The sequence below is a fragment of the Magnetospirillum sp. SS-4 genome, from assembly GCF_902729425.1.
In the GTDB taxonomy this organism is placed as follows: Bacteria; Pseudomonadota; Alphaproteobacteria; order Rhodospirillales; family Magnetospirillaceae; genus Phaeospirillum.
Genome location: NZ_CACVCH010000052.1, coordinates 54,927 through 80,015 on the forward strand (window position 1 = coordinate 54,927; position 25,089 = coordinate 80,015).

25 protein-coding genes and 1 tRNA gene are annotated in these 25,089 nt (G+C 64.1%); 16 read left to right on the forward strand and 10 right to left on the reverse strand.

All coding sequences use genetic code 11. The annotated features are described in order from the left end of the window. The first annotated feature begins 52 nt into the window (after positions 1-52). The 4 genes from MTBSS4_RS08675 to MTBSS4_RS08690 all read left to right on the forward strand — a co-directional run bounded on the left by MTBSS4_RS08675 (position 53) and on the right by MTBSS4_RS08690 (position 5,653). Positions 53-2,665: a bacteriohemerythrin gene (locus MTBSS4_RS08675; RefSeq protein ID WP_173983004.1), complete on the forward strand. Its 2,613-nt coding sequence runs from the start codon at positions 53-55 to the stop codon at positions 2,663-2,665. A 91-nt stretch (positions 2,666-2,756) separates the two neighbouring features. Beyond that, the gene (locus tag MTBSS4_RS08680) at positions 2,757-3,179 is read left to right on the forward strand and encodes a hypothetical protein (protein ID WP_173983005.1); all 423 of its coding nucleotides are present in this window, start codon (positions 2,757-2,759) and stop codon (positions 3,177-3,179) included. A gap of 365 nt (positions 3,180-3,544) precedes the next feature. Next, on the forward strand, positions 3,545-4,726 hold the full coding sequence (locus MTBSS4_RS08685) for a diguanylate cyclase (RefSeq protein ID WP_173983006.1): 1,182 nt from the start codon (positions 3,545-3,547) through the stop codon (positions 4,724-4,726). Between the two features lie 147 nt (positions 4,727-4,873). Continuing rightward, entirely contained in the window at positions 4,874-5,653 is a 780-nt protein-coding gene (locus tag MTBSS4_RS08690; RefSeq protein ID WP_173983007.1) for a metallophosphoesterase, read from the forward strand. A gap of 22 nt (positions 5,654-5,675) precedes the next feature. On the opposite strand, the gene MTBSS4_RS08695 is transcribed toward MTBSS4_RS08690, so the two are convergent. Together MTBSS4_RS08695 and MTBSS4_RS08700 are read right to left on the reverse strand one after the other, a co-directional pair. After that, positions 5,676-6,065 (reverse strand): hypothetical protein, encoded by a 390-nt coding sequence (locus tag MTBSS4_RS08695; protein ID WP_173983008.1) that lies wholly within the window; start codon positions 6,063-6,065, stop codon positions 5,676-5,678. A gap of 181 nt (positions 6,066-6,246) precedes the next feature. Continuing rightward, on the reverse strand, positions 6,247-6,813 hold the full coding sequence (locus MTBSS4_RS08700) for a hypothetical protein (protein ID WP_173983009.1): 567 nt from the start codon (positions 6,811-6,813) through the stop codon (positions 6,247-6,249). Positions 6,814-7,058: 245 nt separating this feature from the next. Between MTBSS4_RS08700 and MTBSS4_RS08705 the strand changes: the two genes are divergently transcribed. Next, positions 7,059-7,613, forward strand: a complete 555-nt coding sequence (locus MTBSS4_RS08705; RefSeq protein ID WP_173983010.1) for a hypothetical protein — start codon at positions 7,059-7,061, stop codon at positions 7,611-7,613. A gap of 73 nt (positions 7,614-7,686) precedes the next feature. Here the strand turns inward: MTBSS4_RS08705 and MTBSS4_RS08710 are convergent, their stop codons facing one another. Both MTBSS4_RS08710 and MTBSS4_RS08715 read right to left on the reverse strand, forming a co-directional pair. After that, entirely contained in the window at positions 7,687-8,805 is a 1,119-nt protein-coding gene (locus tag MTBSS4_RS08710) for a site-specific integrase (RefSeq protein WP_173983011.1), read from the reverse strand. Positions 8,806-9,231: 426 nt separating this feature from the next. Continuing rightward, positions 9,232-10,338 (reverse strand): site-specific integrase, encoded by a 1,107-nt coding sequence (locus MTBSS4_RS08715; protein ID WP_173983012.1) that lies wholly within the window; start codon positions 10,336-10,338, stop codon positions 9,232-9,234. Positions 10,339-10,615: 277 nt separating this feature from the next. On the opposite strand from MTBSS4_RS08715, the gene MTBSS4_RS08720 reads away from it, so the two are divergent. From MTBSS4_RS08720 to MTBSS4_RS08750, 7 genes are all read left to right on the forward strand, one after another. Next, positions 10,616-11,005, forward strand: a complete 390-nt coding sequence (locus tag MTBSS4_RS08720; protein WP_173983013.1) for a hypothetical protein — start codon at positions 10,616-10,618, stop codon at positions 11,003-11,005. A 12-nt stretch (positions 11,006-11,017) separates the two neighbouring features. Beyond that, positions 11,018-11,233, forward strand: a complete 216-nt coding sequence (locus tag MTBSS4_RS08725; protein ID WP_173983014.1) for a hypothetical protein — start codon at positions 11,018-11,020, stop codon at positions 11,231-11,233. Further along, positions 11,230-11,559, forward strand: a complete 330-nt coding sequence (locus MTBSS4_RS08730) for a hypothetical protein (protein ID WP_173983015.1) — start codon at positions 11,230-11,232, stop codon at positions 11,557-11,559. Before MTBSS4_RS08725 ends, MTBSS4_RS08730 begins: the two co-directional genes overlap by 4 nt. A 2-nt stretch (positions 11,560-11,561) precedes the next feature. Beyond that, entirely contained in the window at positions 11,562-12,422 is an 861-nt protein-coding gene (locus MTBSS4_RS08735; RefSeq protein ID WP_217425524.1) for a bifunctional DNA primase/polymerase, read from the forward strand. Then, positions 12,412-13,866 (forward strand): phage/plasmid primase, P4 family, encoded by a 1,455-nt coding sequence (locus tag MTBSS4_RS08740; protein ID WP_173983016.1) that lies wholly within the window; start codon positions 12,412-12,414, stop codon positions 13,864-13,866. Before MTBSS4_RS08735 ends, MTBSS4_RS08740 begins: the two co-directional genes overlap by 11 nt. A gap of 459 nt (positions 13,867-14,325) precedes the next feature. Next, on the forward strand, positions 14,326-14,838 hold the full coding sequence (locus tag MTBSS4_RS08745) for a hypothetical protein (protein WP_173983017.1): 513 nt from the start codon (positions 14,326-14,328) through the stop codon (positions 14,836-14,838). Further along, on the forward strand, positions 14,828-16,684 hold the full coding sequence (locus MTBSS4_RS08750) for a phage terminase large subunit family protein (RefSeq protein WP_173983018.1): 1,857 nt from the start codon (positions 14,828-14,830) through the stop codon (positions 16,682-16,684). The genes MTBSS4_RS08745 and MTBSS4_RS08750 overlap by 11 nt, the downstream gene beginning before the upstream one ends. Here MTBSS4_RS08750 and MTBSS4_RS08755 read toward each other — a convergent pair. Genes MTBSS4_RS08755 through MTBSS4_RS08770 form a run of 4 tightly spaced genes read right to left on the reverse strand, consistent with a single transcriptional unit; the run spans position 16,659 to position 20,585 of the window. Then, the gene (locus MTBSS4_RS08755; RefSeq protein WP_173983019.1) at positions 16,659-17,129 is read right to left on the reverse strand and encodes a hypothetical protein; all 471 of its coding nucleotides are present in this window, start codon (positions 17,127-17,129) and stop codon (positions 16,659-16,661) included. The two genes, MTBSS4_RS08750 and MTBSS4_RS08755, sit on opposite strands and share 26 nt — an antisense overlap. A gap of 45 nt (positions 17,130-17,174) precedes the next feature. Continuing rightward, complete coding sequence (locus tag MTBSS4_RS08760) at positions 17,175-19,973, reverse strand: DNA methyltransferase (protein WP_173983020.1); 2,799 nt, start codon at positions 19,971-19,973, stop codon at positions 17,175-17,177. A 30-nt stretch (positions 19,974-20,003) separates the two neighbouring features. Continuing rightward, the gene (locus MTBSS4_RS08765) at positions 20,004-20,294 is read right to left on the reverse strand and encodes a HigA family addiction module antitoxin (protein ID WP_173983021.1); all 291 of its coding nucleotides are present in this window, start codon (positions 20,292-20,294) and stop codon (positions 20,004-20,006) included. A gap of 12 nt (positions 20,295-20,306) precedes the next feature. Beyond that, on the reverse strand, positions 20,307-20,585 hold the full coding sequence (locus MTBSS4_RS08770) for a type II toxin-antitoxin system RelE/ParE family toxin (protein WP_173983022.1): 279 nt from the start codon (positions 20,583-20,585) through the stop codon (positions 20,307-20,309). Positions 20,586-20,706: 121 nt separating this feature from the next. On the opposite strand from MTBSS4_RS08770, the gene MTBSS4_RS08775 reads away from it, so the two are divergent. From MTBSS4_RS08775 to MTBSS4_RS08790, 4 genes are read left to right on the forward strand one after another with little or no spacing between them, the layout of a single operon-like run. Then, positions 20,707-22,095, forward strand: coding sequence for a phage portal protein (locus MTBSS4_RS08775; RefSeq protein WP_254432454.1), 1,389 nt, complete (start codon positions 20,707-20,709; stop codon positions 22,093-22,095). Then, complete coding sequence (locus tag MTBSS4_RS08780) at positions 22,088-23,887, forward strand: prohead protease/major capsid protein fusion protein (protein WP_173983023.1); 1,800 nt, start codon at positions 22,088-22,090, stop codon at positions 23,885-23,887. Before MTBSS4_RS08775 ends, MTBSS4_RS08780 begins: the two co-directional genes overlap by 8 nt. Further along, positions 23,887-24,093 carry a phage head-tail joining protein gene (locus MTBSS4_RS08785; RefSeq protein ID WP_008621319.1) on the forward strand — a complete coding sequence of 69 codons (207 nt, stop codon included), beginning with the start codon at positions 23,887-23,889 and terminating at the stop codon, positions 24,091-24,093. The genes MTBSS4_RS08780 and MTBSS4_RS08785 overlap by 1 nt, the downstream gene beginning before the upstream one ends. Positions 24,094-24,097: 4 nt before the next feature. Further along, positions 24,098-24,442: a DUF2190 family protein gene (locus MTBSS4_RS08790; protein ID WP_173983024.1), complete on the forward strand. Its 345-nt coding sequence runs from the start codon at positions 24,098-24,100 to the stop codon at positions 24,440-24,442. A 22-nt stretch (positions 24,443-24,464) separates the two neighbouring features. Here the strand turns inward: MTBSS4_RS08790 and MTBSS4_RS08795 are convergent, their stop codons facing one another. Next, positions 24,465-24,680: a hypothetical protein gene (locus tag MTBSS4_RS08795; RefSeq protein ID WP_173983025.1), complete on the reverse strand. Its 216-nt coding sequence runs from the start codon at positions 24,678-24,680 to the stop codon at positions 24,465-24,467. Between the two features lie 300 nt (positions 24,681-24,980). Beyond that, positions 24,981-25,057 (reverse strand) — tRNA-Met (locus MTBSS4_RS08800). Between the last annotated feature and the right edge of the window lie 32 nt (positions 25,058-25,089).

Genomic DNA, 25,089 nt, shown 5'->3' on the forward strand with positions numbered 1-25,089 from the left:
CCGCCGTGGCCGAGGGGTGTTTTCTGAAACCGACAACAGTGGGGATTGGCAAATGGCCGGTATCGTTCGCATCGAGATCACCCAAGGTGTCTATTGGGTGGAAGTCCCCCAAGCTGACCTGCGGCTTCTGTGCGGCTGTCCGGCGGACGCGGTCAAGCACATGATGCGCCGCGGCCTGATCCGCCCCACCGAAATTGGCGGGGTCCGCTGCGAAACCGGTCCCAACGCAATCCTGCTGTCCGACGTGATGGTCCAGAACGGAGCTTTTTCGAATCTGGCAGAGTTCCCTGTCCTTCAGATGTTCTATCGCCAGGGGATGTTGTTGCCCAACCATCCCGGCAATACCGGGATGCGCCCCATCCTGGTCGGCCGTCGGGATCAGGTTCAGGCGCAGATGCAGTACATCTATCGCGGCAATTACGGCCTCATCTCACGCGAGGAACTGACCGAAGCCGGGATCACGTCCGATGACGCCGAATGGATGATGCGGTTGAAGCTTCGGTTCGCCTTCGGACGAATTCAGCATCCCAGTGCGCTGATCGAAGGGCTGGCGCTGGATGACGACCCGGTCGAGATCCGCGGCGTCACCCTGCGACGGACGGGCATCAACATCTTCGAGATTTCACATGACGGCGAGACGGTGACCGTCGATCTGAATCTGCCGCACGGCATCGAATACGAATGCCCGTTTCCTTTGGGCGCGTTCCAGTTCCGCCGCGATTATTTCGCCGTGGTTCATTCCGGGGAAGGCGACGGCTGGGATATCCGCCGCCCCAGCATGGGATCCGTGCTGGTCTTCCAGGGCCGCATCTACCTGATCGACGCAGGCCCCAATCTTGGACACACCCTCGGTGCTCTGGGCATCGGCATCAACGAGGTGGAAGGCGTCTTCCAGACCCACGCCCACGACGACCATTTCGCCGGTCTGACCACCCTCATGCAGGCCGACCGGAAGATCAAGTTCCTGGCCGTCCCCATGGTCCGGGCGACGGTGGCCAAGAAGCTGTCGGCCCTGCTGTCCATCGAGGAGACCGACTTCGAGGACTTCTTCGACGTGGTGGATCTTGAAATGGGGGCATGGAACGGGGTCGGCGGCCTGGACGTGAAGCCCATCTTTTCTCCCCACCCGGTGGAAACGACGATCTTCGAGTTTCGGGCGATGGCCGCGGACGGCTATCGGACCTACGCCCATTTCGCCGACATCGTCGGACTGGGCATCCTGAAAGGCATGGTCACAGACGATTCCGAAAAGCCCGGTCTCAGCCAAGTCATGTTCGACGAGGTGGCCGAGGCCTATCTCGCCCCCGCGGACGTCAAGAAGGTGGATATCGGCGGCGGAATGATCCATGGCAACGCGTTGGATTTCGCAGCCGATACGTCGCGGAAGATTATTTTGGCCCATACTGCGCTGCCGTTGAATCCCGAACAGCGGCGGATCGGATCGGGCGCCTCGTTCGGAAGCGCCGATGTGCTGATCGGCAGCCACCGCGATTTCCTCGGGCGTGCGGCCTACCACTTCCTGCACGACTACTTCCCCGGCGTCGATGGAGACGACCTCGGTGCGCTGCTGAACGGTCCGGTTCGGACATTCAATCCGGAAACTATCCTTCAGAAGGTGGGGGAAATCCCCGATAACATCCATCTTCTTCTGACGGGACAGGTCGAGGTGCTGGCTGAAGATTCCGACTTTCGCGCGGTGCTGTCCGCCGGTGCCCTTCTGGGTGAGATGACCGGACTGCACGGACTGCCGTCGGCCGAGACTGTTCGGGCGATGAGCTTCGTGCAGGTGCTGGAAATCCCGTGTGAACTCTATGCGACCTTCGTCCGCCGCCATGAATTGTTCGGCACCATCTCCGCCCTGATGGAACGAAGGGAGTTCCTGTCCCGGCAACCATTATTGGCGGCGGTGGTATCAACCGGCACCCTCAATGCCATCGCAGGCACCATGACAGTGCGGGAGCATCCCGAGGGCGCGCTGCTGGACACCCGCGAGCGCATGATCGGCCTGATCGAGAACGGGAAATTCTCGCGCATGGTCGGAACCTCGGTGATCGAGGAATTGGGGCCGGGCGATTTCTTCGGCGAGGAGTACGCCGTATTCGACACTCCTGGAATCGCAACCTTGACGGCGACCGCCCCCTGCCGCGTTCACATGGTTCCGGCTCGCCTGCTGGGCAGCATCCCCAACGTCCGTTGGAAACTTTTCGAAAGTTTTCAACGCCGCAGCAATCTTGTCGCCGCCATGGGTGCCGAGGACAGGACCCTGCTGGCGTGGCGCCCTGAATACAGCGTCAACATCCAACGCATCGATACGCAGCACAAACGCCTATTCGCCACCGCCAATGCTCTTCTCGATTCCATCGAAAGCGGACAGGGTCGCGCGGAGGTGATCCAATCGCTTGAGTTTCTTCTCGACTACACCCAGTACCATTTCCAGGAGGAAGAGGAGTTGCTCGCCCATTACGGCTATGTGCATCACGGCGAACATCAGGGGCGTCACAAGGCTCTGATCGATCAGGTGCGGGACATGGCGGACAGGGTGATGGGAGCAGAAGGTGTGGATGCGCCGGAACTGCTTGAATTCCTGCATGGGTGGATCGTCAATCACATCCTCGTCGAGGATCGGAAATATGCGATTTTCCTTAATGAAAGAGGGGTCTTCTGAGTTTTTTACGCGCGCGCCTATCCTTGACCTTGATTGCATAGGATCATCGCCCGACTTTTAAGCCTTCCCCATGCTGCCGAGGACATTGTAATTGGAAAGCCAAGCACATCCGCAAAATTTGGATCGCCGCATAAAGGACAAGCACACAGAAAATGTGCGCCACGAGCTTCTTGTCCTGCAGCGGCACCACCTTGCCGCCTTGCACGTGGTCTTGAAGGAGATCGCCGCGCTGCGGTCGGATGTCGCGACGGTGTCCAAGGCGGTCGCGCTTCTCGGGGAGCGCCTTGAACGCAAGGAGGACGAAGTTCTGGACGAAGTTCGCCGGGCGGAGGTCAAGGAGGACGAATTGATGGCGGAACTGAAGCAGGTGGAAAGCGGCGAGGCTGCCATCCTCCGCGAGGCTGACAGGTTGGAGGCACTTGTCCGGTCGCTTGACGTCAGCCTCGGCGCGATCCCCGCGATGCCTCACGATGGTGAGGACGGCAGGGCCTGGACCGACGCGATGGAGCCGTAACGGTCGCGGGCGGAATCCTTTTCCCTCGCAGCGCATTTTCGGCATTTCCGGCAAGCCCCTCCGTCGCTCGGCCTATATCGCGGCGGTCTCGCGCATTTCGTCGATTTTGGCGTTTTGGCAAACGGCGATGAAATTCACCGTCCCGAAGCGTCGGTTCCGACAATGGAATGACCTTCCGCCACCTACCAAGTCATATTTCGTTACATTCCCTTCATCGGCCGAATCGCCATTCCCCTTCCCCCCATTTTCATCATACTTGCGACATAGGTCGCGGTGCGCCCCAAACGCCGCGTGCCTAGGGCGGCGTCCATGCCCCCAACCCCAGAGGGCGCCGCCCACCACAATTCTGAATGGGATGGACGGACATGTCGGACGAATCGTTGAACTGGCCCCAACTGGCCAAATGGCTCCGGTCCGAGGAGTTTCGCGAGCTTCTGACGCCCGCCGCCCATCCCGAGCATGTCCGGCGCCACCGTGCGAAGATCATCCTTGGCCGCGTCCGGATGCTGGCGGCCGTCTTCGCCGTCCTCACTCCCGCCTGGATCGTAATCGACTTTCTTGTCTTCCCCTCGCCGGTCTGGAAGCAGATGGCGGCTTTGCGGCTTGCTTCGACGGTCGTCTTCGTCACGCTGGCTTTCGGAAGAAAGGGCGGCGCGGCGCCCACCTTCGCCTCCGCCTCCGTTCGACTGCTGACGTTCTTGGCCGTCCCGCCCGTGTTCTATTTGGCTTCGCTTCCGCTTCTTGAGGGGCTGGAAGGCGGCGGCGCGTTGGATGTCGCCCTGCACGCCTACTCCCTGTTGCCGCTGGTCGTCCTCGCCGGTCTCAGCCTTTTCCCCCTGACCCTGCTGGAAGTCACGGCGGCGTCCATTGCCGTCGCTGGGGTCACGCTGGCGGGAATGGTCATGGGACCGGGGGCGTCGACGCCCGAGATCGTGAAAGGCCTGTGGCTGGTGGCATTGTTGATCGGGGTTTCGGGGCTGTCCTGCATGGGCCAGCTCGGCTACATGGTGAACCTTGTGACGCAGGCCAGTCACGACCCGCTCACGGGCGCCTTCACCAGACGGTCGGGCTGCGAGACGCTGGACCTGCATTTCCAGATTGCCTCGCGGGCGAACCTGCCGCTGACGGTCGCCTTCGCCGACATCGACCACTTCAAGCGCATCAACGACACCTTCGGGCACGACGCGGGCGACAAGGTCCTATGCATGGCGGCCGCCGCGCTGAAGGATTGCCTGCGCCAGAGCGACCAGCTCGTCCGCTGGGGCGGCGAGGAATTCCTGATGATCCTTCCCAATTCAGAGGCGGACGGCTTCCGTCAGGTCCTCGCTCGCATCCGCGCCTCGGGTATCGGCAAGACGCCGGACGGCCTGCCGGTTACGGTCAGCGTCGGCGTGGCGGAACGGCGGCTCGACCGGTGCGAAAGCTGGCAGGCGTTGATCGACAAGGCCGACCGGCGGATGTACGCGGCCAAGTCCGAGGGGCGGAACAGGTGCCACATGGACGGCGAGGCGGTCATGTTCGAGAGCGGCTCGCCGGACATCATTTAGCGCCTGTCCACGCCGATTTCCCCCTCGGCGTCCGTTATCACCATATTATCGGACGTCAGAATCGGGGGCCGCGCGGCGGTGGCCCACAATCCCGGATTCCGGCATAAACAATCGTTGCGCCCTTCTCTCCACTTGTCGTTCCAGCCAATGACCAGAATCGCCGTCTACTCCGACCTGCATCTTGAGTTCATGCCCTGGACGCCGCCGCGGACCGAGGCTGACTTCTGCGTCCTGGCGGGCGACATCTACACCCGGTGCCGTTGCCTGCCCGGGTCGATGGCCGACGCCCAGACGGCCTTCGGCTGCCCCGTCGTCATGGTGGCTGGCAACCACGAGCATTACGCCGGCAAGATCGATCGGACTTTGGACAAGATGCGCCCCGTCACCGAAGCCAAGGGCATCCATCTGTTGGAGAACGAGGAGATCGTTCTCTCCGGTTGCCGCGTGCTGGGATGCACGCTGTGGACGGACTTCAGGCTGTTCGCGGGCGACGACGACGCGCGCATGAGGATGGACGCGACCTTCTGCGCCGACAGGATGACGGACTTCCGCGTCATCAGGGTCGCACGGGACAAGTACCGGAAATTCCGCCCGAAGGACGCGGGAGGCATCTTCGCCGGTTCGGTCGCGTGGCTCGCCGAGAGTCTTTCCGTCCCGTTCGACGGCCCCACGGTGGTGGTGACGCACCATGCCCCGTCGCCGCGCTCGATTCCTGCCAGATACGCCGATAGCAGGCTGTCGGCGGCCTTCGCCTCCGATCTTGAGCATCTGATCGAGGAGTTCGAGCCGTCCCTGTGGGTCCATGGCCATGTCCACGACAGCTGCGACTACATGGTCGGCCGCACCAGGGTGGTGTACAATCCTCGCGGCTACGGCCCCGACGAGCTGAACCCGTCGTTCAGGGAAGACTTGGTCGTCGAGGTCTGACCGACAAGCACGCCCCTGCCGGCTACTTCGACGGCTTGGTCTGAAGGCCGAGGACGTAAAGGTCCGCGCTACGCTGGATCGGCGCGCCGTAATATCGCCTGCCGACGGGAACGGCTCCCCTCTTGAGGACATGGTCCCGCTTCCGCATGCCGCTGGCGGTGACCAACACGATGCACATGGTCGCCAAGGTTTTGACCTTGCCTTCGCCCTCGGCGCCATTCCAGTCAAAGGGCTTCCCTTCGAGACCGGCGAGGACCTCGCCCAGCACGTCCATCCTCTTTCTGATGGCATCGATGGCGGGTCCGTTGATGCGAACCGCCTTTGGCCTTGGGGAAATCGGACTGTCCGTCGGCGTCGTGGTCAAAGTGGTTTCAGGCACGTCATCGATGAAGGATGGCAAACAATCGGTCATTATCGGCTCCATGGTTGATCCACATCAACCATAGCGCGCCGATCTGCAGAATTCCGGTCCCTCGCGCAGAAACGACGTCGCCCAGCCGCCGCCACTGAGGGGCGAGTCCTGCCAATTCGCCTTGTCGCCAAATTTGTCATATATGAAAGCCGCCTCGTCGAGCCGACGACGGCTCCCAGCACTATCGCCTGAACTTGAAAACGTCGGCCAGAAGGGACGCTGGAACGTCGAGCTTCTCCTTCAGCCGGACGGTCCCACCTTCCTGCCCGCCCCAGACGTCCTTGCGAAGGTCCGAAAGCAAGTCCCTCGAATATGTCGATTTCGGCGCCGTGTTCACCGGAGGGTGTTCGGGAACGCCGCGCCAATACAAGGCCATGCGCTCCATGCTGAAGACCTGCCCCCGATCCGTAGGTTCGAGGATCATCTCGACCTCATGGTCCACGGTATCGACGCCGGTCAGCTCGATGGCGGCCAGAGGAAGCCGCCAAAGCATCTTGACCATGACAGTCTCCGGCATCGGATCCGGCAATGCCAGAAGCAGGCCATGGGGAAAATCCCGCGTTCCGGCCACGAAATAGTGCTTGTTGGGATAGAGGCGACGGGTCTTCAACCCGGAGATGGACTGGCCGAGCGCCTCCACATCACAGGTGAGTTTGAGCGCCTTGATCGAGGCGATGTCGGTGTCGCAGAAGAACACCGGAAGGATGTGCAGGGTGGGGACGACAGGCTCTTGCGCGGCGCGATCCATGGTCGTTGGACAGGTTGAAGGATCATGCCGAATTCCTCGCCGACGGCCAACCGCTCGCGATTCGGTGCCGGTCCCTTCAGCGCCGCAAAACTGCCGCCCCAACCGGCTGCGCTAAAAATAGCGCGCGTCCAGCCAATTTGACTTGTCGCCAAACTTGGCCTCCGGACAAGAAGCACCCCGCGCGCCAGGGTTGCCCATGTCGGACGGAAAACCGCCCGGCAGGAAAACCAGGACAGAGGCAACCCATGAACCACTTCGTTACTTTCGGCGTCAACTCCCCTTCCCCGTTCGGCGTGCTCCCCGAGGGCACAACCCTCAGGATCGGCCCTGACGGCATCAACCTGATCCTTTCCTTTTCCTCCCCCAAGACGGAGGAGATCAAGATGGTGAGGAAGGCGCCGCTGACGGTCGGCCTGGCGCGAGCGGAAGGGATCCCGACCGCTCTGCTGGTCTGGCGGCTTGCCGGCGCGAATCCGCTCATGTTCGACACCCCGTTCAACGTCTGCATCGACCCGCGCCCCGAGATGTGGGCCCTTCCCGACCGCCTGCCTTATCAGCACCTGCTGCTGACCATCGTGCTGCAGGACGCCTTCGGAATCGTGAAGGCGCTCCGTGGCGCCACGATTCCCCCGACGTTGATGGAGGCGATTGAAGCCGCAGTGGCAGATCAGGTCGCCGAGACCCGGTCGGGCCGCTGGACGACCGGATGGTATCATTCCGAGATCGCCATGCTCTATCGCCGCTGGCCGCTTATGGACGCCGCCATGCGCGACGCGATCCGTGCCGACCTCGGCAAATGACGCCAAGACAATAGGCAAAAAGAACAGGCGGCCGGGACGATCCGACCGCCTTCTTCTTGTCCGGTGAGCCGCCTCACCCCAGCTTCACGGCGATCTGTGCGGGGTCGGGATGGGTGTAGCGCTTGAGCATCTGAAGGGTCTGGTGCCCGGTCTGGTTGGCGGCTTCCATGACGTTCAGGCCCTTCTCGAACAAGCGGCTGGTGCCTTCGTGCCGCAAGTCGTGGAAGGTCAGGCCCATGGCGGAATGCCTTCCCTGGATGTCGCACCGCTCCCGCGCCCGCATGAAAATCTGCGTGATGGAATCCGCAGCCAGAGGGAAGACGCGGTCGTCCGCGCCGGGTTCCGCACCCAAGGCGGGGCGGCTGGGAAGGCCTTCGAGGATTTGCACGGCCTTGGTGGACAGGCCGATGATTCGATCGGTCCCGTTCTTGGTGCCGCGCAAGGTGGCCTGGCGGCGGAAGAGGTCGACGTCGCGCCAGCGCAGGGCCGCCATCTCGCCGCGGCGCATGGCGGTCTCCACGGCGAATTCCAGAAGCGCGGCCGCATAGGGGTTCCGGTCGGCGTCAAGGGCTTCGAGCAGCTTGGCGTACTCGCCCTTGTCCTCGCTGAGCCGCCGGTTACGGGGACGCCCGCGCGGCCGGTCGCCCTTCTTGATCTTGGCGACGGGGTTTTCCAGCGCTTCCATTCCCATGCCGAGTTCAGCATGAGTGAACACCGCCGACAGAACCATCAACTCGTTGGCCACGGTCTTGGGGGCGATGGCCTTGGTGTAGCGGATGATCGGCTTGCCATCGGCGTCGCGCTTGATATCCCCCTTCCGGGTCTTCTCATAAACGGTGTACTTGCTGGCCAGACGCTCGCGGATCCAGTCGAGGACGTCGGCGGGAGTGATGGAGCCGATGTAGCGGTCGGCCAGCGGACGCTCCATCCAGGCTCTGACCGCGTAGCGCAGCTGGTGCCCCTTCTTGGACGGGACCACCTTTTCCTCATAATCCTCGAGGACCTCGCGCAGGGTGGTCTTGGCCGCCTTGCGGTAGTCCCTGAATTCCGAGGTCACCATCTTGCCCTCGATGACGGCGGCCCATGCCTGGGCCTCCGTCTTGGTCTCGAAGGTCTTGGACATGCCGGGCTGGCCCTTGCGGCGGACCTTGGCCTGCCACTGCCGGTTTCCCCTTTTGGTGATCGTCGCCATGCTTCCTGAACCTCGCGCATTGGTGTGCCTTCGGGTTCATTGAAGCGCGCTTCGGGATATTCCGGAGCCCCACACATGCGCGGGGGCGATAATCGGTTGACGGATCGGTCACGGACACGGGGCGGACCCGACGCCAAGGGGGAAATCTGGCCTGTCCCACGGAATCCCCGCGACACCGGCGGCTTCCGCATTGTCCCAAATTTGTCCCAATAAATCGGGAATATTCGTCGGCGCAGAAACGAAAAAGCCCTCGAAACCGTTAGGTTTCAAGGGCTTGTCTTGGTTGCGGGAGTAGGATTTGAACCTACGACCTTCAGGTTATGAGGCCCATCTGGAAGGCCGATTTCAGTCGATATATCAAAATGTTACAGCGCGTCGCACAGCCCGTGTCGCGCCCGTGTTGCACGGAATGCTTGGTACTCCCCGTCAACCGAGGAGCCGGGCCTCGACCTGGGCCATGGCCTTCTGGTGGTCGGGGCTGGGAAACATGTGGCCATAGCGTTCCATGGTCATCTGCACCGAGGAATGGCCGGCGAAGGTCATGACCTCCTTGATGCCGAACCCCTGTTCGATCCACAGGGACACCGCGAAATGGCGCAGGTCGTGCCAGCGGGTCTGGATGCCGTGGCGCTGGCACAGCGGCTTGAAATGGCGGCGCATGGTGTTGTTGTGGTCCGACACCGAGCCGTCGTTGGCGGGAAAGACCAGATCGAGATCGCCCTTGGGGCAGGCCAGCTTCCATTCACGCAGGGCGTTCAGCACCATCGGCCCCGCCGGAACCGAGCGGTGGCCGGCGGCTGATTTCGGCTCGCCGATCTCGCAGTAGAAGTCGGCCCGCTGGCGGATATGCAGGTAGCCATCGGCGAAATCCACATCCTGCCAGCGCAGCCCCCGCGCCTCGGAGGCCCGCAGTCCGCACAGGGCACTGACGATCAGCAATGGGCGCAGGCGACCGATGGCGCTGTCGATGAGCGTCTTCACGTCCTTCTTGCTGGGCACGGCGACCTTCTGGTCGATGCGGCTGGCGCGCAGCACCTTCACTCCCTGGGCGGCATTGCCGGGCACCTGCCCGTTGTCCATGGCGTGGGACAGAATCAGGCGCAGCACGCCCAGCACCTTGCGCGCCATCGCCTCGGATCGGCCCGACGCCAGCAGGCGGTCGCGGAACTCGTTCACCTCCTTGCGGGTCAGGCGCGACAGCTTGATGGTGGTGATCCCCACCTCGGCGTCCTTGATGTGCAGGCGGACCTTGTCATCGTAATCCCGAAAGGTGGCCCGTTCCATCCGCCGCCCTGTATCGCGGCGGGTGGCGCAATGATCCAGCCACGCCTGCGCCGCCTCGCCCAGGGTGATGCTCTCGGCATCATGGACGTAGGTGCCGGTGGCCACCTGGGCGCGGGCCGTCACCAAAAAATTGTCGGCGTCTTTCTTGCGGGTAAACAGTTTGGCCCGCCGTTTTCCGGCCTGATCGAAAAAATCAACCTGCCAGCGATCCTTTCCGCTGGGCAGGGTCCGCTTTCTGATGGTCGCCATTGAGATACTCCCCCTGCATTTTCAACGCATTACGCCAAGCGACATTGCCATCGAGCGGGTTGCCAATGAAGTTCGTTGATCCCCAACCATTGGCGCCGGGCGAAGACCGTTGACGTACCGCTAGGGGTCACATAGACTACCCCTCGCGTATCGTCAACGGAGGAAAGTTGTGAATACCGATCTCGACATCCACCAAGTCTGCAAGGGCGCAGCCATCACGCGCATACAACTCAATCAATGGATCTCACGGGGCTATTTCCGTCCCGCCAACGAACCCGTGAACGGAAAGGCGCGGACCTTCTCGATCAACGAAGCCATCACCCTGGGGGTGTTCGCCGAACTCACCCGCATCGGCGTTCCCTACGATGTCGCCGCCCAGCACAGCAGGCTCCTGCACGGCTTCAAGGACGAGGCCGCTTTGCTGGTGGTGTATCAGGGGCCGCAGGAACTGATCGCGACCTCGGAACGAGGCACCCCTCCCCCCACCCAGCCGTCGGGGGTGAAGTTCTACGATCCGGCGATGCCGCCCATGGTCGGCGAGATCATCAAGATCTCCGAACTGGGCGATTTGGCCGCCAATCCCGATGTCCGCTCCATGGCGGTGGTCAATATCGACCACGTCGAGTCCCGCGTGAAAGCGGCGATGACCGCCTCGGACCAAATCTGAGGAGGACAGGAAATGACTTCAGAGATTACCCCGCTGGCCGACGACCTGCTGCGCGGTGCCGACGCCATCGCCGAGTTCGTCTTCGGCTCGGCCAAGCACCGCCGCAAAATCTACTACTACGCGAGCGACGCCAAAATCCGCATGCCCCATTTCCGCATCGGCAACGTGGTCTGCGCCCGCAAGAGCACCTTGCTGGCGTGGATCAAGCAGCAGGAGGGCATCCAATGAAGGCCCGCCCGATCCCCCCATTCGTTCCCGAAGAGCACATCGAGATCGGCAACCGCATGCGTGACATGCGCGCTTCGCTGATGCTCGTGGTACGCCGTATGCTGCTCGGCTCCCCGATTCACGACGACGCCCTCGCAGCCATCATGGCTCTGGACCGAGTGCGGACTCACCTCGACTGCGATCTCCACATGCTTGTGCGTGCAAGCAGAGATCCGCGCCAGATGGTTTCCAAGGTATATTCCGGAACCGATAATCTGGTCTGGCGTGACTACAGCATGGAGGAAATCGTTACTGACGATTTCGCCGTCTGGGGGCTGGCGCGCTGACCATGAACAGCGTCCTCGACCACGCCCTCCAGTATATTTCGCAGGGCTTCGCCGTCCTGCCGCTGCATTTCCCGTTCGAGCGGGAGGGCCGCCCTCAGTGTTCCTGCGGCAAGGACGGCTGCCGCCAGCCGGCCAAGCATCCTTTCGGGCAGTTGGTGAAGAACGGTCTCAAGGATGCCAGCCGCGACCCGGCAACTGTCCAGCGGTGGTTCGACGGCAGATCGCTCAACGTCGGCATCGTCACCGGCACCATCAGCGGCATCATCGCCCTGGACGTCGATCCCCGCCACGACGGCGACGCCACACTGGCGGGTCTCGAGGCCGAACACGGCCCCCTTCCCCCGACCTGGCGCTTTCTCACCGGCGGCGGCGGCGAACACATCCTGTTCCGCCACCCCGGCGGCACGGTGGCCAACAGTGCCGGCCTGCTTGGCCCTGGCTTGGACGTGCGCGGTGATGGCGGATACATCGTGGCGCCACCGTCCCGCCACATCTCCCGACGCGCCTACGCCATCTCGGTCGACCACCACCCCAGCGACGTGCTGCTCGCCCCGCCGCCCGACTGGCTGATGCAGCGCCTTGCCCACCGCAATCCGGCCGCCAAGGGTACGCCCCAGGCCCGCACCGATTGGCGCGATCATGTCGGCACAACCCATGTCGAGGGCACCCGCAACACCACCCTGGCCAGTCTTAGCGGTCACCTGCTGCGCAATCGCATCGATCCGTTCGCGGTCCTCGACCTGATGCTGTGCTGGAACCGCATTCATTGCACCCCGCCCCTCGACGACGAGGAAGTCTCGGCCACGGTGCGCAGTATTGCCCGCAAGGAAATTGGCCGTCGGGAGGCACATCATGCACGCTGATCCCCTCGATCACCTTGCCCGCCTCAATCAGCCCAACTCGCAGGCGCCGCGCATCGCCGTGGTCACCATCGGGTCGGACATCGAGATCGCACGACGTGTCCGCGGCGATCTCGACCGCGCCTTCGGCGACATCATCCATACCGAAGGCGCGTTCTGGCGCTACGAGCGCACCTGCTGGCGCCCGATCCCCGATTCGGATCTGCGCTGCGCCGTCCACGCCTATGACGGCGCCGAGTTCATGACACCGGCTGGTGAGCCGTCCAACGTCAAGCTGTCCAAGTCGCGCGTCGATTCCGTCCTCAATGAAATGGGGGCCATGATGGCGGAACAGGATTTCTTCGCCCACGCCCCCATCGGCATCAATTGCGCCTCCGGGTTCATCCGCTTCACCGCCGACGGCATGCCGGTGCTGGAACCACACCACCAGGATCACCGCTGCCGCCACACCCTGCCCGGTCGTTGGCTGCCCGGCGCCGAGGCCCAGCCCACGGCAGGCTCGCTGCTGGCCCGCCTGCTCGATGGCGTCTTCAAGGGCGATCCCGACGCCACCCAGAAAGTCGATCTGCTGGCCGAAGCGGCGGGCGCCGCCGCCCTGGGCTACGCGACCAAGCTGCGCCAGCCCCGCGCCATTATCCTGAAGGGCGAAACCGCCGAGAACGGCAAGAGCCAGATCCTCGATCTCATCCGCAGCCTGCTGCCCGCCAGCGCCATTTCCTCGGTCACCGCCGGACGCATGGGCGACGAGCGCCACATCGTCGGACTGGTCGGCAAATTACTCAACGCCAGCGACGAATTGTCCTCGTCCACCGCCATCGCCTCCGACACCTTCAAGGCCATCGTCACCGGTGAGCCGGTGCAGGGGCGCGACGTCTACAAGTCCCGCCTCGAGTTCCGCCCCGTCGCCCAGCATCTGTTCGCCACCAACACCCTGCCGGTGTTCCAGGGCGGCATGGACCGGGGCGTCCAGCGCCGCCTTCAGGTCGTTTCCTTCAACCGCGTTATCCCGCCCGAGGAACGTGTCGAGGCCATCGGTCGGCGCATCGGCGAGGAGGAACCCGACCTGCTGCTGGCCTGGGCCGTGGCGGGCGCGGCGCGGTTGATCCGCAACAAGGGTTTCACCTTGCCGCCGTCCAGCCGCGTGGCCATGAACGACTGGCTGTTCGGCGCCGATCCGGTTCTGGCCTGGCTGTCCGAACAGGTGGAAGTCCGCCCATTGCTCGGCCATGGCCCCCGCGTCGCCACCCGCCACGCCTTCGAGCGCTTCCACGAATGGGCCATCGCCGAGGGCTTTTCCGACCGCACCCTGCCGTCCATCAACGGCTTCGTCCAGCGCATCACCGCCAATGCCACCGGCATCGAGTACCGCCGCACCGGCGAGGGCCGCTTCTTCTTCGGCATGGCGCTCACCGGCTACGGCCATGTCGCATCAATGTCGCGCCAGTGACGCGGAAATGATGTGCAAGTACTTGAAAGTGTTGCAATGACGCACTTACCCCAACAGAACTTTCCTATGTGCGCACACGCGCACGCATACGCGATGGTTAGGGGCTTGGTGCGTCATTGCAACACTTTCAAAGGGTTAGCCGTCACAGGTGCGTCATTCATGCGACACTGGTGCGACACACGGCCCGCATTCCACCCACGACCTGAAGGGGGGGCACGTTTCGCTACCCCCTTCCCGGATCAGGGCAGGAGGATGGCGTTTCACCACCCCGTCTCAAGCAACGCATCCCCTCAAATCTCTACAAATCGTTCCCAATGAACTGGTCCGCCGCCCAGGCTATACTGTCTTTGAGGTCGAACGAAGGAACGTCCTCCACCAGCCCGGAAGGCACGGTTCCTCCTGGGCCTTTCCCTATGCGGGGAGCCTCAGCGCACGACCTTGCCAGCCTGGGGCCACACAATGACTAAACTAAACACCGACGAGACCAAGACCGAGTTCGCCGCCCGCGTCGGCCTCACCAAGGGCCGCATCTCGCAGCTGGTCGCCGACGGCCTGCCGGTCCAGCCCGACGGCACCATCGCCATTGCCGAGGGACTGTCCTGGATGGAAGCCAACCTCGATCCCGCCCGCCGCAACAAGGGCGGCACCCCTGCCCCCGCCGCCAGCGGCACCTTGTCGCTGTCCGAGGCCCGGCGCATGTACATGGTGGTGCAGGTGCAACGCGCCCGCCTCGCCTACGACAAGGAACGCGGCCAGGTGATCGACGCCAAGGAAGCGGCGGCGGCGATATTCTCGCGGGCCAAGGCCGAACGCGATTCCCACATGGCCTGGGTCAGCCGCACCGCGCCGCTGCTGGCGGCCGAGACCGGTGCCGATCCCCGGGCGACCTTCGCGGCGCTCGACCGCTTCATGCGCGAGCATCTGGAGCACCTGTCCGACACCCCGGTGTGGAGCCTGCGCGATGCAGGGTGATGGCGCCCTGGCGGTGGTGGATCGGGCATGGCGGCGCGGCATCCGGCCCGAGCCGCCGATCCCGGTGTCGGAATGGGCCGACCGCCACCGGGTGCTGCCGCCCACCTCGGCCGAGCCGGGCCGCTGGCGCACCAGCCGCACGCCCTATCTCAAGGACGTGATGGACGCCCTGTCCACCGCCAGCCCCTTCGAGCGGGTGGTGCTGATGAAGGGTGCCCAGACCGGCGGCACCGAGGCCGGCCTCAACTGGCTGGGCTACATCATCCACAACGCACCGGGCATCACCATGCTGGTCCAGCCCTCGCTGGACATGGTGCGCCGGAACACCACGGTGCGCATCGATCCGCTGATCGAGACCACCCCGGCCTTACGCGAACTGGTCTCGCCCGCCCGGTCGCGGGACGCAGGCAACAGCCTGTTCCGCAAATCCTTCCCCGGCGGACAATTGGTGATGACCGGGGCCAATTCCGCCGCCGGCCTGCGCTCCACCCCGGTGCGCTACCTGTTTCTCGACGAGGTGGACGGCTATCCCGGCGACGCCGACGGCGAGGGTGATCCGGTCGATCTCGCCATCCAGCGCACCGCCACCTTCCGGGGTCGGCGCAGAATCTATATGGTATCGACGCCGACCTTGAAGGGCCATTCCCGCATCGAGGCCGCGTTCCTCGATTCCGACCAGCGCTATTTCCATGTGCCCTGCCTGCATTGCGGCGACATGGCCCCGATCACCTGGGCGCGGATCCGCTGGCCCGAGGGCTTCCGCGATCAGGCGTTCCTGGTCTGCGAATCCTGCGGCGGCATCCACCACGAGTACGACAAGCCCGCCCTGCTGGCAGCAGGCGAATGGCGACCGACGGCGGCGGGCGATGGCCGCACCGCCGGCTTCCACCTGTCGGCGCTGTATTCCCCGTGGGAAACCTGGGCCGAGATCGCCACCGAGCATGGCCGTGTCAAATCCGACCCGCCCCGCTTGCAGGTGTGGGTCAACACCAAGTTGGGCGAATCCTGGGAGGACCAGGCCGGCGACACCGTGCCCGCCGATCCGCTGATGGCCCGGCGCGAGGATTGGGGCGACCGCCTGCCCGAGGCATCCGCCGTACTGACCGCTGGCGTAGATGTCCAGGGCGACCGGCTGGAGGTGCAGGTGATCGCCTGGGGCGCCGACGAGGAATCCTGGGTGGTCGATTATCGCGTGCTGTGGGGCGATCCCTCCGGCCCGCGCGTCTGGGCCGATCTCGATTCCTATTTGGCCACCACCTTCGCTCATCCCAAATCCGTCGCCGATCTGCCCATCCGCGCGGCCTGCATCGATACCGGCGGCCACCACACCAAGGCCGCCTACGAATTCTGCCGCACCCGGCTGGCGCGGCGCATCTGGGCGATCAAGGGCCGTGGCGGTGCCGCCATCCCGGTCTGGCCTCGGCGCCCCACCCGCGTGCGCGGCAAGGTGCCGCTGTTCATCGTCGGCGTCGATGCGGTCAAGGACGCCCTTTACGCCCGCCTGCGCCTGACCGAACCCGGCCCCGGCGCCGTCCATTTCCCGCGCGGGATGGATGCCGACTACTTCCGCCAGCTCACCGCCGAGCGGGTCGTCACCCGCTACGACCGGGGTCGCCCGATCCGCTCGTGGCAGCCCAAGCGGGACGGCGAACGCAACGAGGCACTGGACACCTTCGTCTACGCCACCGCCGCCCTGCACGGTCTGGTCGCCATGGGGCTGCGGCTGAACGACGAAGCGGCGGCGATGGCAATGCTGCCGACACGGGGGGCGCCGGTCACGGCGACCGCCCCCGCCCCAGCGGCCAGGCCCGCCCCGCCCGTCATCCGGTCGACGTGGATGGGGTGATGCCAACACGTTCCATCTCACATTCAAGAAACATCAAGGCCCGTCCAAGCACAGCTTCCACGACCCGCACTTCGCCTAAGTCCGTTTCTACGACAACTTGCTGCGGACTGCCCCAGCGCCCTTCACCCCAGCGCGCTTGCCCCCATCCCATGCGGCGAGCCTCAATCTGATCCGCCCCTTTAAGCGCCGGGGCTCCGTGATCCAGGTGAACATGCTTCTGGGCCTTAGCCATGTCGCGGACAAGGGCGAAATCCGCATTCGCTTCAGCCAACCGCTGCTTGAAGCCAATGTCGTTCTTGGCCCCCACGATCTCTTGCGGGGCATGATCGCGACACCACCGCCATATGTGCCCAGCCAATGCGTCGACAGCCGCAATGGCATTGAACGCATGGCGAATATCCCCGTAACCCTCTCTAAGTTCGCGCAGGTTCGGGCTGACGATCAATTCAAGGTGTTCCCGTGGCGACATCGTCAGTTTCTTGACCTCAATTCATGCCGTGGGACGCTTCGCCCGACGGCGTCCTGCCTTTATTTTTGCTGCGGCGTTAATTGGTGCAGTCATATTCTCGTAGAGCCCAAGAAGATGTTCCACCCGCTCACGGTCTGAGGTGAAGCCCTGCTTGCGGTAGAGCCTGTCCACGGCTCTGTCGAGCGCCTGATGAGCTTTGCGTAGCGCGGTCGGCATGGTATCGGGATCGTAAAGATCGGCCAATATCGCCCCCGGATGGGCGGCGCGGGCGTCGAGCACAGCCTGGGCCAGTGGCTCTAATTTCGCCAAGCCAGCCTCCGACACCGGCGGCAGGGGGAAGGTGTTGTAGACGAGGCCGATGGAGTAGCGGTAGTCGCTCTTCAACCGCCCACCAATGTGGCGCAGCCAACTCATGTGCATGGCTGACGTCAGAAGGCCGAAAAGAGGCTTGCTTGCGTTTTCGATGATCCGAACCAGATTGCTGGGGATCGTCGGAGGCTCAAGCCAACCAATCGGCACGTATTCACGCCGCTCTGAACTGGCTTCAGGTACCACAAGGAAGGGCACGGTCGGGATGACCTCTACGTTGTATTTTTCAGGGAACGAAGCGATTGCCAGCGTGCTCTTTCGCGGGCTCTTGGCACGAAATCCCTTAACAGCCCGCATCCGCTCAAGAACCTTCGGCAATCCCTTCAGATCACCAGGGCTCGCATTCTGCAACATGAGTATCCAGCGTTTACCACCATTGATGTGCTCGCGTGAACCTACATAGGGGCGCAGGAACTTCGCAGCCCCCGGTTCCTCTGCAAGAAACGCTGTCCGCTGATCGACGTCGAAGATATAGTTTCCGTCATCGATTGGCTGAGAACCGCTCAAAAGTGGCGGAAACCCGTTCAGCGCCCGCATGGCTTCGCGCACGACGAGATGCACATCGGAGAGGGCGCTCGCGTCGAACAGATAGGGTGAGAGTGCCGCATGGGTACTTTCGAGCGGCTCCCCGTTGATGTCGTCATAGGAGAACAGAAGCCGGTCCTTCGGTGCGGCGTCCCGCTTCGCCAGCCCGATGATGACCACATGCACATGCGCCTTGCCGCGCGCATCCGAGCCCCAGGCGAAGGTGCGGTGGGCGAAGGCGATTTCCAGTTTGCAGCGGTCGAACAGGATCGGCCAGAGTTGCGCCACCTGCTCGCCCTGGGTAATCGAGTTGGTCGAGACGAAGCCGATACGGGCATTGCTGTTGCGGACGTATTCTCCCGCCTTGATGAACCACGCAGTGACGTAATCGAGCGTACCGCCTGTCTTTCCGAGGGCCGCGATGCGGCGGACCTGGTTACGCTGCCTGTCCGACTGGTATTTGGCGCCGACGAACGGCGGATTGCCGAAAACGAAGGAGCATTCCTCCGGCGGCAACAGCGCCGCCCACTCCGTTTCCAGGGCGTCGCCATGCAGGATGTGCGGCGATTTCTTCAGCGGAATGCGCACGTAGGTCTGGCCGAATTCCAGACTCAGCCGGTTGTTCATGATGTGATCCATCATCCACAGCGCCGTTTCGGCGATGCGGGCAGGGAATTCGCCGATCTCGATCCCATAAAACTGATCGACATCAATCACCGACAAGGACTGGGCCAGTGCATCCAACTGACCGGTGTTGAAAACCTCCTTCATCACCTCGATTTCCAGGGCGCGCAACTCCCGGTAGGCAATGATGAGGAAGTTGCCGCACCCGCAGGCCGGATCGAAGAAGCGCAACTGGCCCAGCTTTTCTTGAAATTTCAGCAGATCCGGGCGGCGACGGCTGTCCCTGCGCGCTTTTAGGCGCTCGAATTCCGCCCTGAGTTCGGACAGGAACAAGGGCTCGATCACTTTCAGGATGTTCTTCTCGGTCGTATAATGCGCACCCTTCGCCCGGCGCTCTTTCTTGTTCATCACGGATTGGAAGAGCGAGCCGAAAATCGCGGGGGAGATGCCGGACCAGTCGAACCGGCAGGCTTCGATGAGGCGCTGGCGCATCCCGGCATCGAAGGACGGGATGAGCAGCGGATCACGGAACAGATCGCCGTTCACGTAGGGAAACCGCGCAAGGTCGGCATCGAGGTTCTTCGGGCGCCTGTCTTCGGGTGTGTTGAGCACCTGGAACAACTGGGCAAGCCAACCGCCCATGTCCGATCCGTCCTCGCGCGTCCGGTTTTCCAGAAGGTCGAGGAAGATGTCGCGCGGCTCGAAGATGCCGGTGTCGTCGGCGAACAGACAGAACACGGTACGGACGAGGAACTGTTCGAGGTCGTGGCCGGTGTATCCGGCATCTTCAAGGGCGTCGTGCAGTTTGCCGACAAGTTCTGACGCGGCGATGTTGACCGGATCCTGATCCTTGAACGAGCGTTTTTGCACGCCAAGGATGAAGCCGAATTTTTCGACGTGGCGGGGGAGATCAGCGAGCGCGAAGAACAGTTCGTCACCCTCTTCGAGGTCGTAAAGCTCGAAGGTCTGGAAGTCACTGAGCAGGATATAACGCGGGAGATCTGTGTCCTTCAGTCCTGGAAAATAATCCAACGCCTGCGTCTTGGCCTTCTTCAGGTCACGGCCGACACTTTTCTGTTCGACCAGAAGCACGCCCTTCCAGAACAGGTCGATGAAACCGCGCTTGTCGCCAAGGTTCTTGACCGGCTCCTCGAAACTGGCGACTCGCCGGACCGACATGCCAAACACTTCAAAAAAGTCACGATAGAAAAGCTGCGTCTGTCCCTTCTCATAGCCCTCGTCCGCCCAATCCGCGGCAAAGGCGGCTGCGCGAGCACGAATTTCGTTCCAGGACAAGCGCATTCGGTTATATCCCCCCTGTATAGTGCCTCGTCACGCCGCGTGCTGGACGCGCTTCACCTTGATCTCATCGGCGTGTTCCATGGCTCGGGCGAGATCATAGGCCGCCTGTAGGCGGTACCACGTCTCCGCACCGCCGCCGAAGGCCTTGTCAAGACGAATCGCCATTTCTGGCGAGAGACCCGAACGGCAGTTGACGATATCCGACACCTGCTTGCGGCTGACACCGAGCCTCTTGGCTGCGTCGGTCACGCTGAGGCCCAGCGGTTCCAGACAATCGTGACGCACAGACAACCCAGGGTGGGGTGGGTTCTTCATCGCCATGTCTTCGTCCTCCTAATGGTAATCGACCAGATCCACGTCGCTGGCATGAACGCCATCGAAGCGAAAGATGATACGCCAGTTACCCGAGACGCTGACCGACCAGTATCCCGCCAAATCGCCCTTCAAGAGATGGAGCCGGTATCCCGGCAGGTCCATACTGGCGGACTCGGTCGCTTCGTCCAGACGCGCCAAGATGCGTTCCACCTTGTCGGCCAGTTCGGGCGAAACCCGACGCCGATCCCCCTTCTCATAGAGAAGCTTCAGCCCCTTGTGTCGAAATCCGACGATCATGGATGGAGTGTAACCCGTCACCTCTCATTTTACAATCTCTGACCTTATGTACCATCGGCCCACAATCTTTCCCAAACTCTCTGAATAGCCAGGGAATCCGCCGCCTCCGATAATCGGCGGCATGTGGAAATCCCTTCTCCGTGCCGTTGGCCTCGACCGCCGCCGCTCGTTTGATGCGGCTGGCGGTGGTCGTCGTTGGGACGGCGCCCGCACCGTGGACGGGCTCAACGGCTCGATCCAGGCCGGCGCCACCACGGCGGCGCGGCGGGCCGGCTGGTACGCCCGCAACAATCCCTGGGTGTCGGCGGCGGTGCAGTCGCTGGCCGCCAACGCGGTGGGGGCCGGCATCAAGCCGCGTTCCCGCCACCCCGATGCCAAGGTCCGCGACGCCCTGCATTCGCTGTGGGACCGCTGGACGGATCGGGCCGATGCCGCCGGCCTGACCGATTTCTACGGCCTCCAGGCCCTGGCCTTCCGCGCCATGGTCGAAAGCGGCGAGAGCTTCGCCCGCCTGCGCGTCGCCGAGGATGTTTTCCCCCTGCCCCTGGCCATCGACCTGCTCGACCGCGAACAGGTGCCGATGGACCTTCATCGCGACATCGGGGCCGGTGCCCGCATCCGGGCCGGCATCGAGTTCGACGGCTCGGGCCGCCGCGTCGCCTATCATTGTTATGCCCATCGCCCCGGCGATGCCCTGGCGCCGCTGTCGCTCGACACCGTGCGCCTGCCGGCCGGCGACGTGGCCCATCTGTTCCAGCCGCTGGCGCCGGGACAGGTGCGCGGCGTCACCTGGCTGGCGCCGGTGCTGCTGCGCGTCCACGAACTCGACCAGTACGAGGACGCGGCCCTGGTCAAGGCCAAGGTCGCCGCCCTGTTCACCGGCTTCATCCGCGATCCCGACGGCACGGTGGCCGGTTTCAACGACGGCAGCGGCATCGGTGGCGTGCTCCAGGTCGGCATGGAGCCGGGCAGCCTGATCCCGCTGCCGCCCGGCGCCGACATCCAGTTCTCCGACCCGGCCGATCCCGGCGATTACGGCGCCTATACCAAGACCCACATCCGGGCCATCGCCAGCGGGCTGGGCCTGCCCTACGAACTGGTGTCGGGCGACCTGGAGGGCGTGACCTATTCCAGCATCCGGGCCGGTCTGGTGGAATTCCGCCGCCGCATCGAGCAGGTGCAGCACTCCGTGCTGGTGCATCAGTTCTGCCGCCCGGTGTGGGAGCGTTTCGTGCGGCTCGCCGTCCTGGCCGGCCACCTGCCCGCCGCCGGTTTCGACCGCGATCCGTCGGCCTTCCTCGCCTGCGACTGGCTGCCGCCGAAATGGGATTGGGTCGATCCGCTGAAGGATGCGCGGGCCGAGATCGAGCAGATCAAGGCGGGGCTGAAGAGTCGCAGCCAGAGCATCGCCGAACGCGGCTACGACGCCGAGGACGTGGACGCCGCCATCGCCGCCGACCGCGAGCGGGAGAAGCGCCTCGGCCTGACCATGGAGGTGCCCAGTGGCTGATCTCATCACCCGCCGCACCTCACTGGCCCCCGCCAGCATCGATGCCCAGGCCCGCACCGCCGAGGTGGTGTGGAGCACCGGGGCCGGTGTCCGCCGCCGCGACCTCTCCGGCCCCTACGAGGAGCGGCTGTCGCTGGCCCCGGATGCTGTGGACCTGTCGCGCCTGATCGGCGCCTCGGTGCTCGACGCCCATCGCCAGGACGCGGTGCGCGACGTGCTGGGCACCGTGCGTTCCGCCTCGGTCGATGGAAGCCGGGGCGTGGCCCTGGTGCAGTTCTCGGCCCGCCCCGAGGTGGAACCTGTCTGGCAGGACGTGGTGAGCGGCATCCTGCGCCACATCTCGGTCGGCTACACCGTCGAGCAATGGGCCGAAAGCACCGACAGGGGCGTGCGGGTGCTGACCGCCACAAGCTGGACGCCCATCGAGATTTCCCTGGTCCCGACGCCGGCCGATCCCGGCGCCCATATCCGCATGGAGGAGAGAATGCCCGAAGCCGTCCCCACCATCCCCGAAGGGGATGGTGTCCACACCCGCGCCGCCATCAATGCCGAAATCCGCTCCGTCGCCCGTGTCGCCGGGTTGGGACAGGACTTCGTCGATGGCCTGATCGACCGTGACGCCAGCGCCGACGAGGCCCGCCGCGCCGCCTTCACCGAACTGGCCCAGCGCAGCAACGCCCAGATCCGCACCGAGCAGCCCCGCGTCGAGCACGTTGCCAGCCATGACGATCCCGACACCCGTACCCGCGAGATGGGCGAGGCGCTGTATGCCCGCATCAATCCGACCCATACGCTCTCGGAACCGGCCCGGCGCTACGCCTATTCCACCTGCGCCGAGATGGCGCGGGAACTGCTGACCCTGCGCGGCCATGCCGTCACCGGCCTGTCGCCCGCCGCCATGGTCACCCGGGCGCTGCACACCACCAGCGATTTCGGCATCATCCTGGGCGATACGGTGGGCCGCACCCTGCGCGCCGCCTATCAGGCCGCGCCGTCCGGCATCCGCCAGCTGGGCCGCCAGACCTCGGCCCGCGACTTCCGCGCCGTCAACAAGATCATGCTGGGCGAAGCGCCCCTGCTGGAGAAGCTGGGCGAGCACGGCGAGATCAAGGCCGGCACCATGGCCGAGGCCCGCGAGGCATACAAGATCGAGACCTGGGCGCGCAAGATCGGCATCACCCGGCGGGTCATCGTCAATGACGACCTCGGCGCCTTCTCCGACCTCGCCCGGCGCATGGGCCAAGGGGCGGCGGAGACCGAGGCCCGTGTTCTGGTCGAGCTGGTAGAGACCAATTCCGGCAACGGGCCGAAGCTGGCCGACGGTAAGCCGCTGTTCCATGCCGACCACGGCAACAAGGCCGGTTCGGGCGCGGCCATTTCCGACACCACCCTGTCCGCCGCCCGACTCAGCTTGCGCACCCAGAAGGGGATCGAGGACCGCATCATCCGGGTGACGCCCAAATACCTGCTGGTGCCGCCGGCCTTGGAGACCGAGGCCGAACGCTGGCTGGCCTCGGTGGCGGCGGCCAAGGCGGCCGACGTCAATCCCTTCGCCGGTTCCCTGACCATGGTGGTCGAGCCGCGCCTGTCCAGCGCTGCCCGGTGGTACGTCACCGCCGACCCGGCCGAGATCGACGGCCTGGAATTCGCCTACCTGTCGGGAGCCGAAGGCCCGCAGGTGGAAAGCAAGTCGGGCTGGGACGTGGATGGTGTCGAGATCCGGGTGATCCTCGATTTCGGCGCCGGCTTCGTCGATCACCGGGGCTGGTACGCCAATGCGGGGGCCGCGTGATGGCCGACCGCGACCAGTTGCTGGCCTGGCGGGAGGCGCTGCTGCGCGCCCGCTACGCCGGCACCCGCATTGTGGAATGCGACGGGCGCAAGGTGGAGTACCGCTCCGATTCCGAGATGGCCTCGGCCCTGGCCGATCTGGAGCGCCGCCTCGGCACCAACGCCCGAATCACCCAGGTGCGGATCAATTCGAGCAAGGGAGTATGAGAGCATGAAGAACTTCATCCAGAATGGCCACATGATCACCGTGCCTGCCCCGACCGGCGGCGTGGCCTCGGGCCAGGGCATGATCGTCGGCTGCCTGTTCGGCATCGCCGCTACCACCGCGCCGGAAGCGACCAATGTGGAAATCGCCACCACCGGAGTCTACGATCTTCCCAAGGCCCCGGCGACCGTGTTCGCCCTTGGCGACCGGGTGGCGTGGGACGATACCGCCAAGGTGATTGCCCCGCCCGCTGCCGGGCTGTACCCCGTGGGCGTCGCCATCACTGCCGCCGGCAATGGCGCCGTCACCGTGCGGGTGCGTCTGGACGGGGTGGCGACGGCGGCCGCGTAATCGTGAACGGGAGCGCCGCCGATCAGGCGGCGTGTTCGCCCTCGTTGAAGGCCGCGTCGGTGATCCGCTTGAGGCGGTCGGCGTAGTGCGCCAGGGTGCCGACGTGGCCCCAGTTGATGTCGTCCGGGGCGAATCCGAAGTGATCGGCGCTGGCGTCCTGGAGCCGGGCCAGCATGGCGTCGATCTCGGCCTTGCGGGCGACGAAGGCGGCGAGGGCGGAATCCTTGGTCTTGGGCATGGTGGGCTCCGTTCGTGGTGCCCACATGACGGCGCTGAACCGCCGCCCAGGCAAGTCCAATCTGCTGACACGGCGTTGACATGGCGGCTTTCGGCGCAACCGGATGCGGGCCTCGGAGCAACGCCCCTTGCCACGAACATACCAGCAACATCTGTTGAATTCCATGTCGCATCCGTGTTGCACGGAATCGCCGTCACCGTCTGTAACCGTTTGGAATCGCGTGGTTTCGCGTTGCGTTCACTTGCAACACGGTCCCGGACATGGAAATGGCGCTAAGCCTTTGACTTAGCGCCATTAATTTGGTTGCGGGGGCAGGATTTGAACCTGCGACCTTCAGGTTATGAGCCTGACGAGCTACCGGGCTGCTCCACCCCGCGAAAAATATAAACACACACCGGAACCTCACATT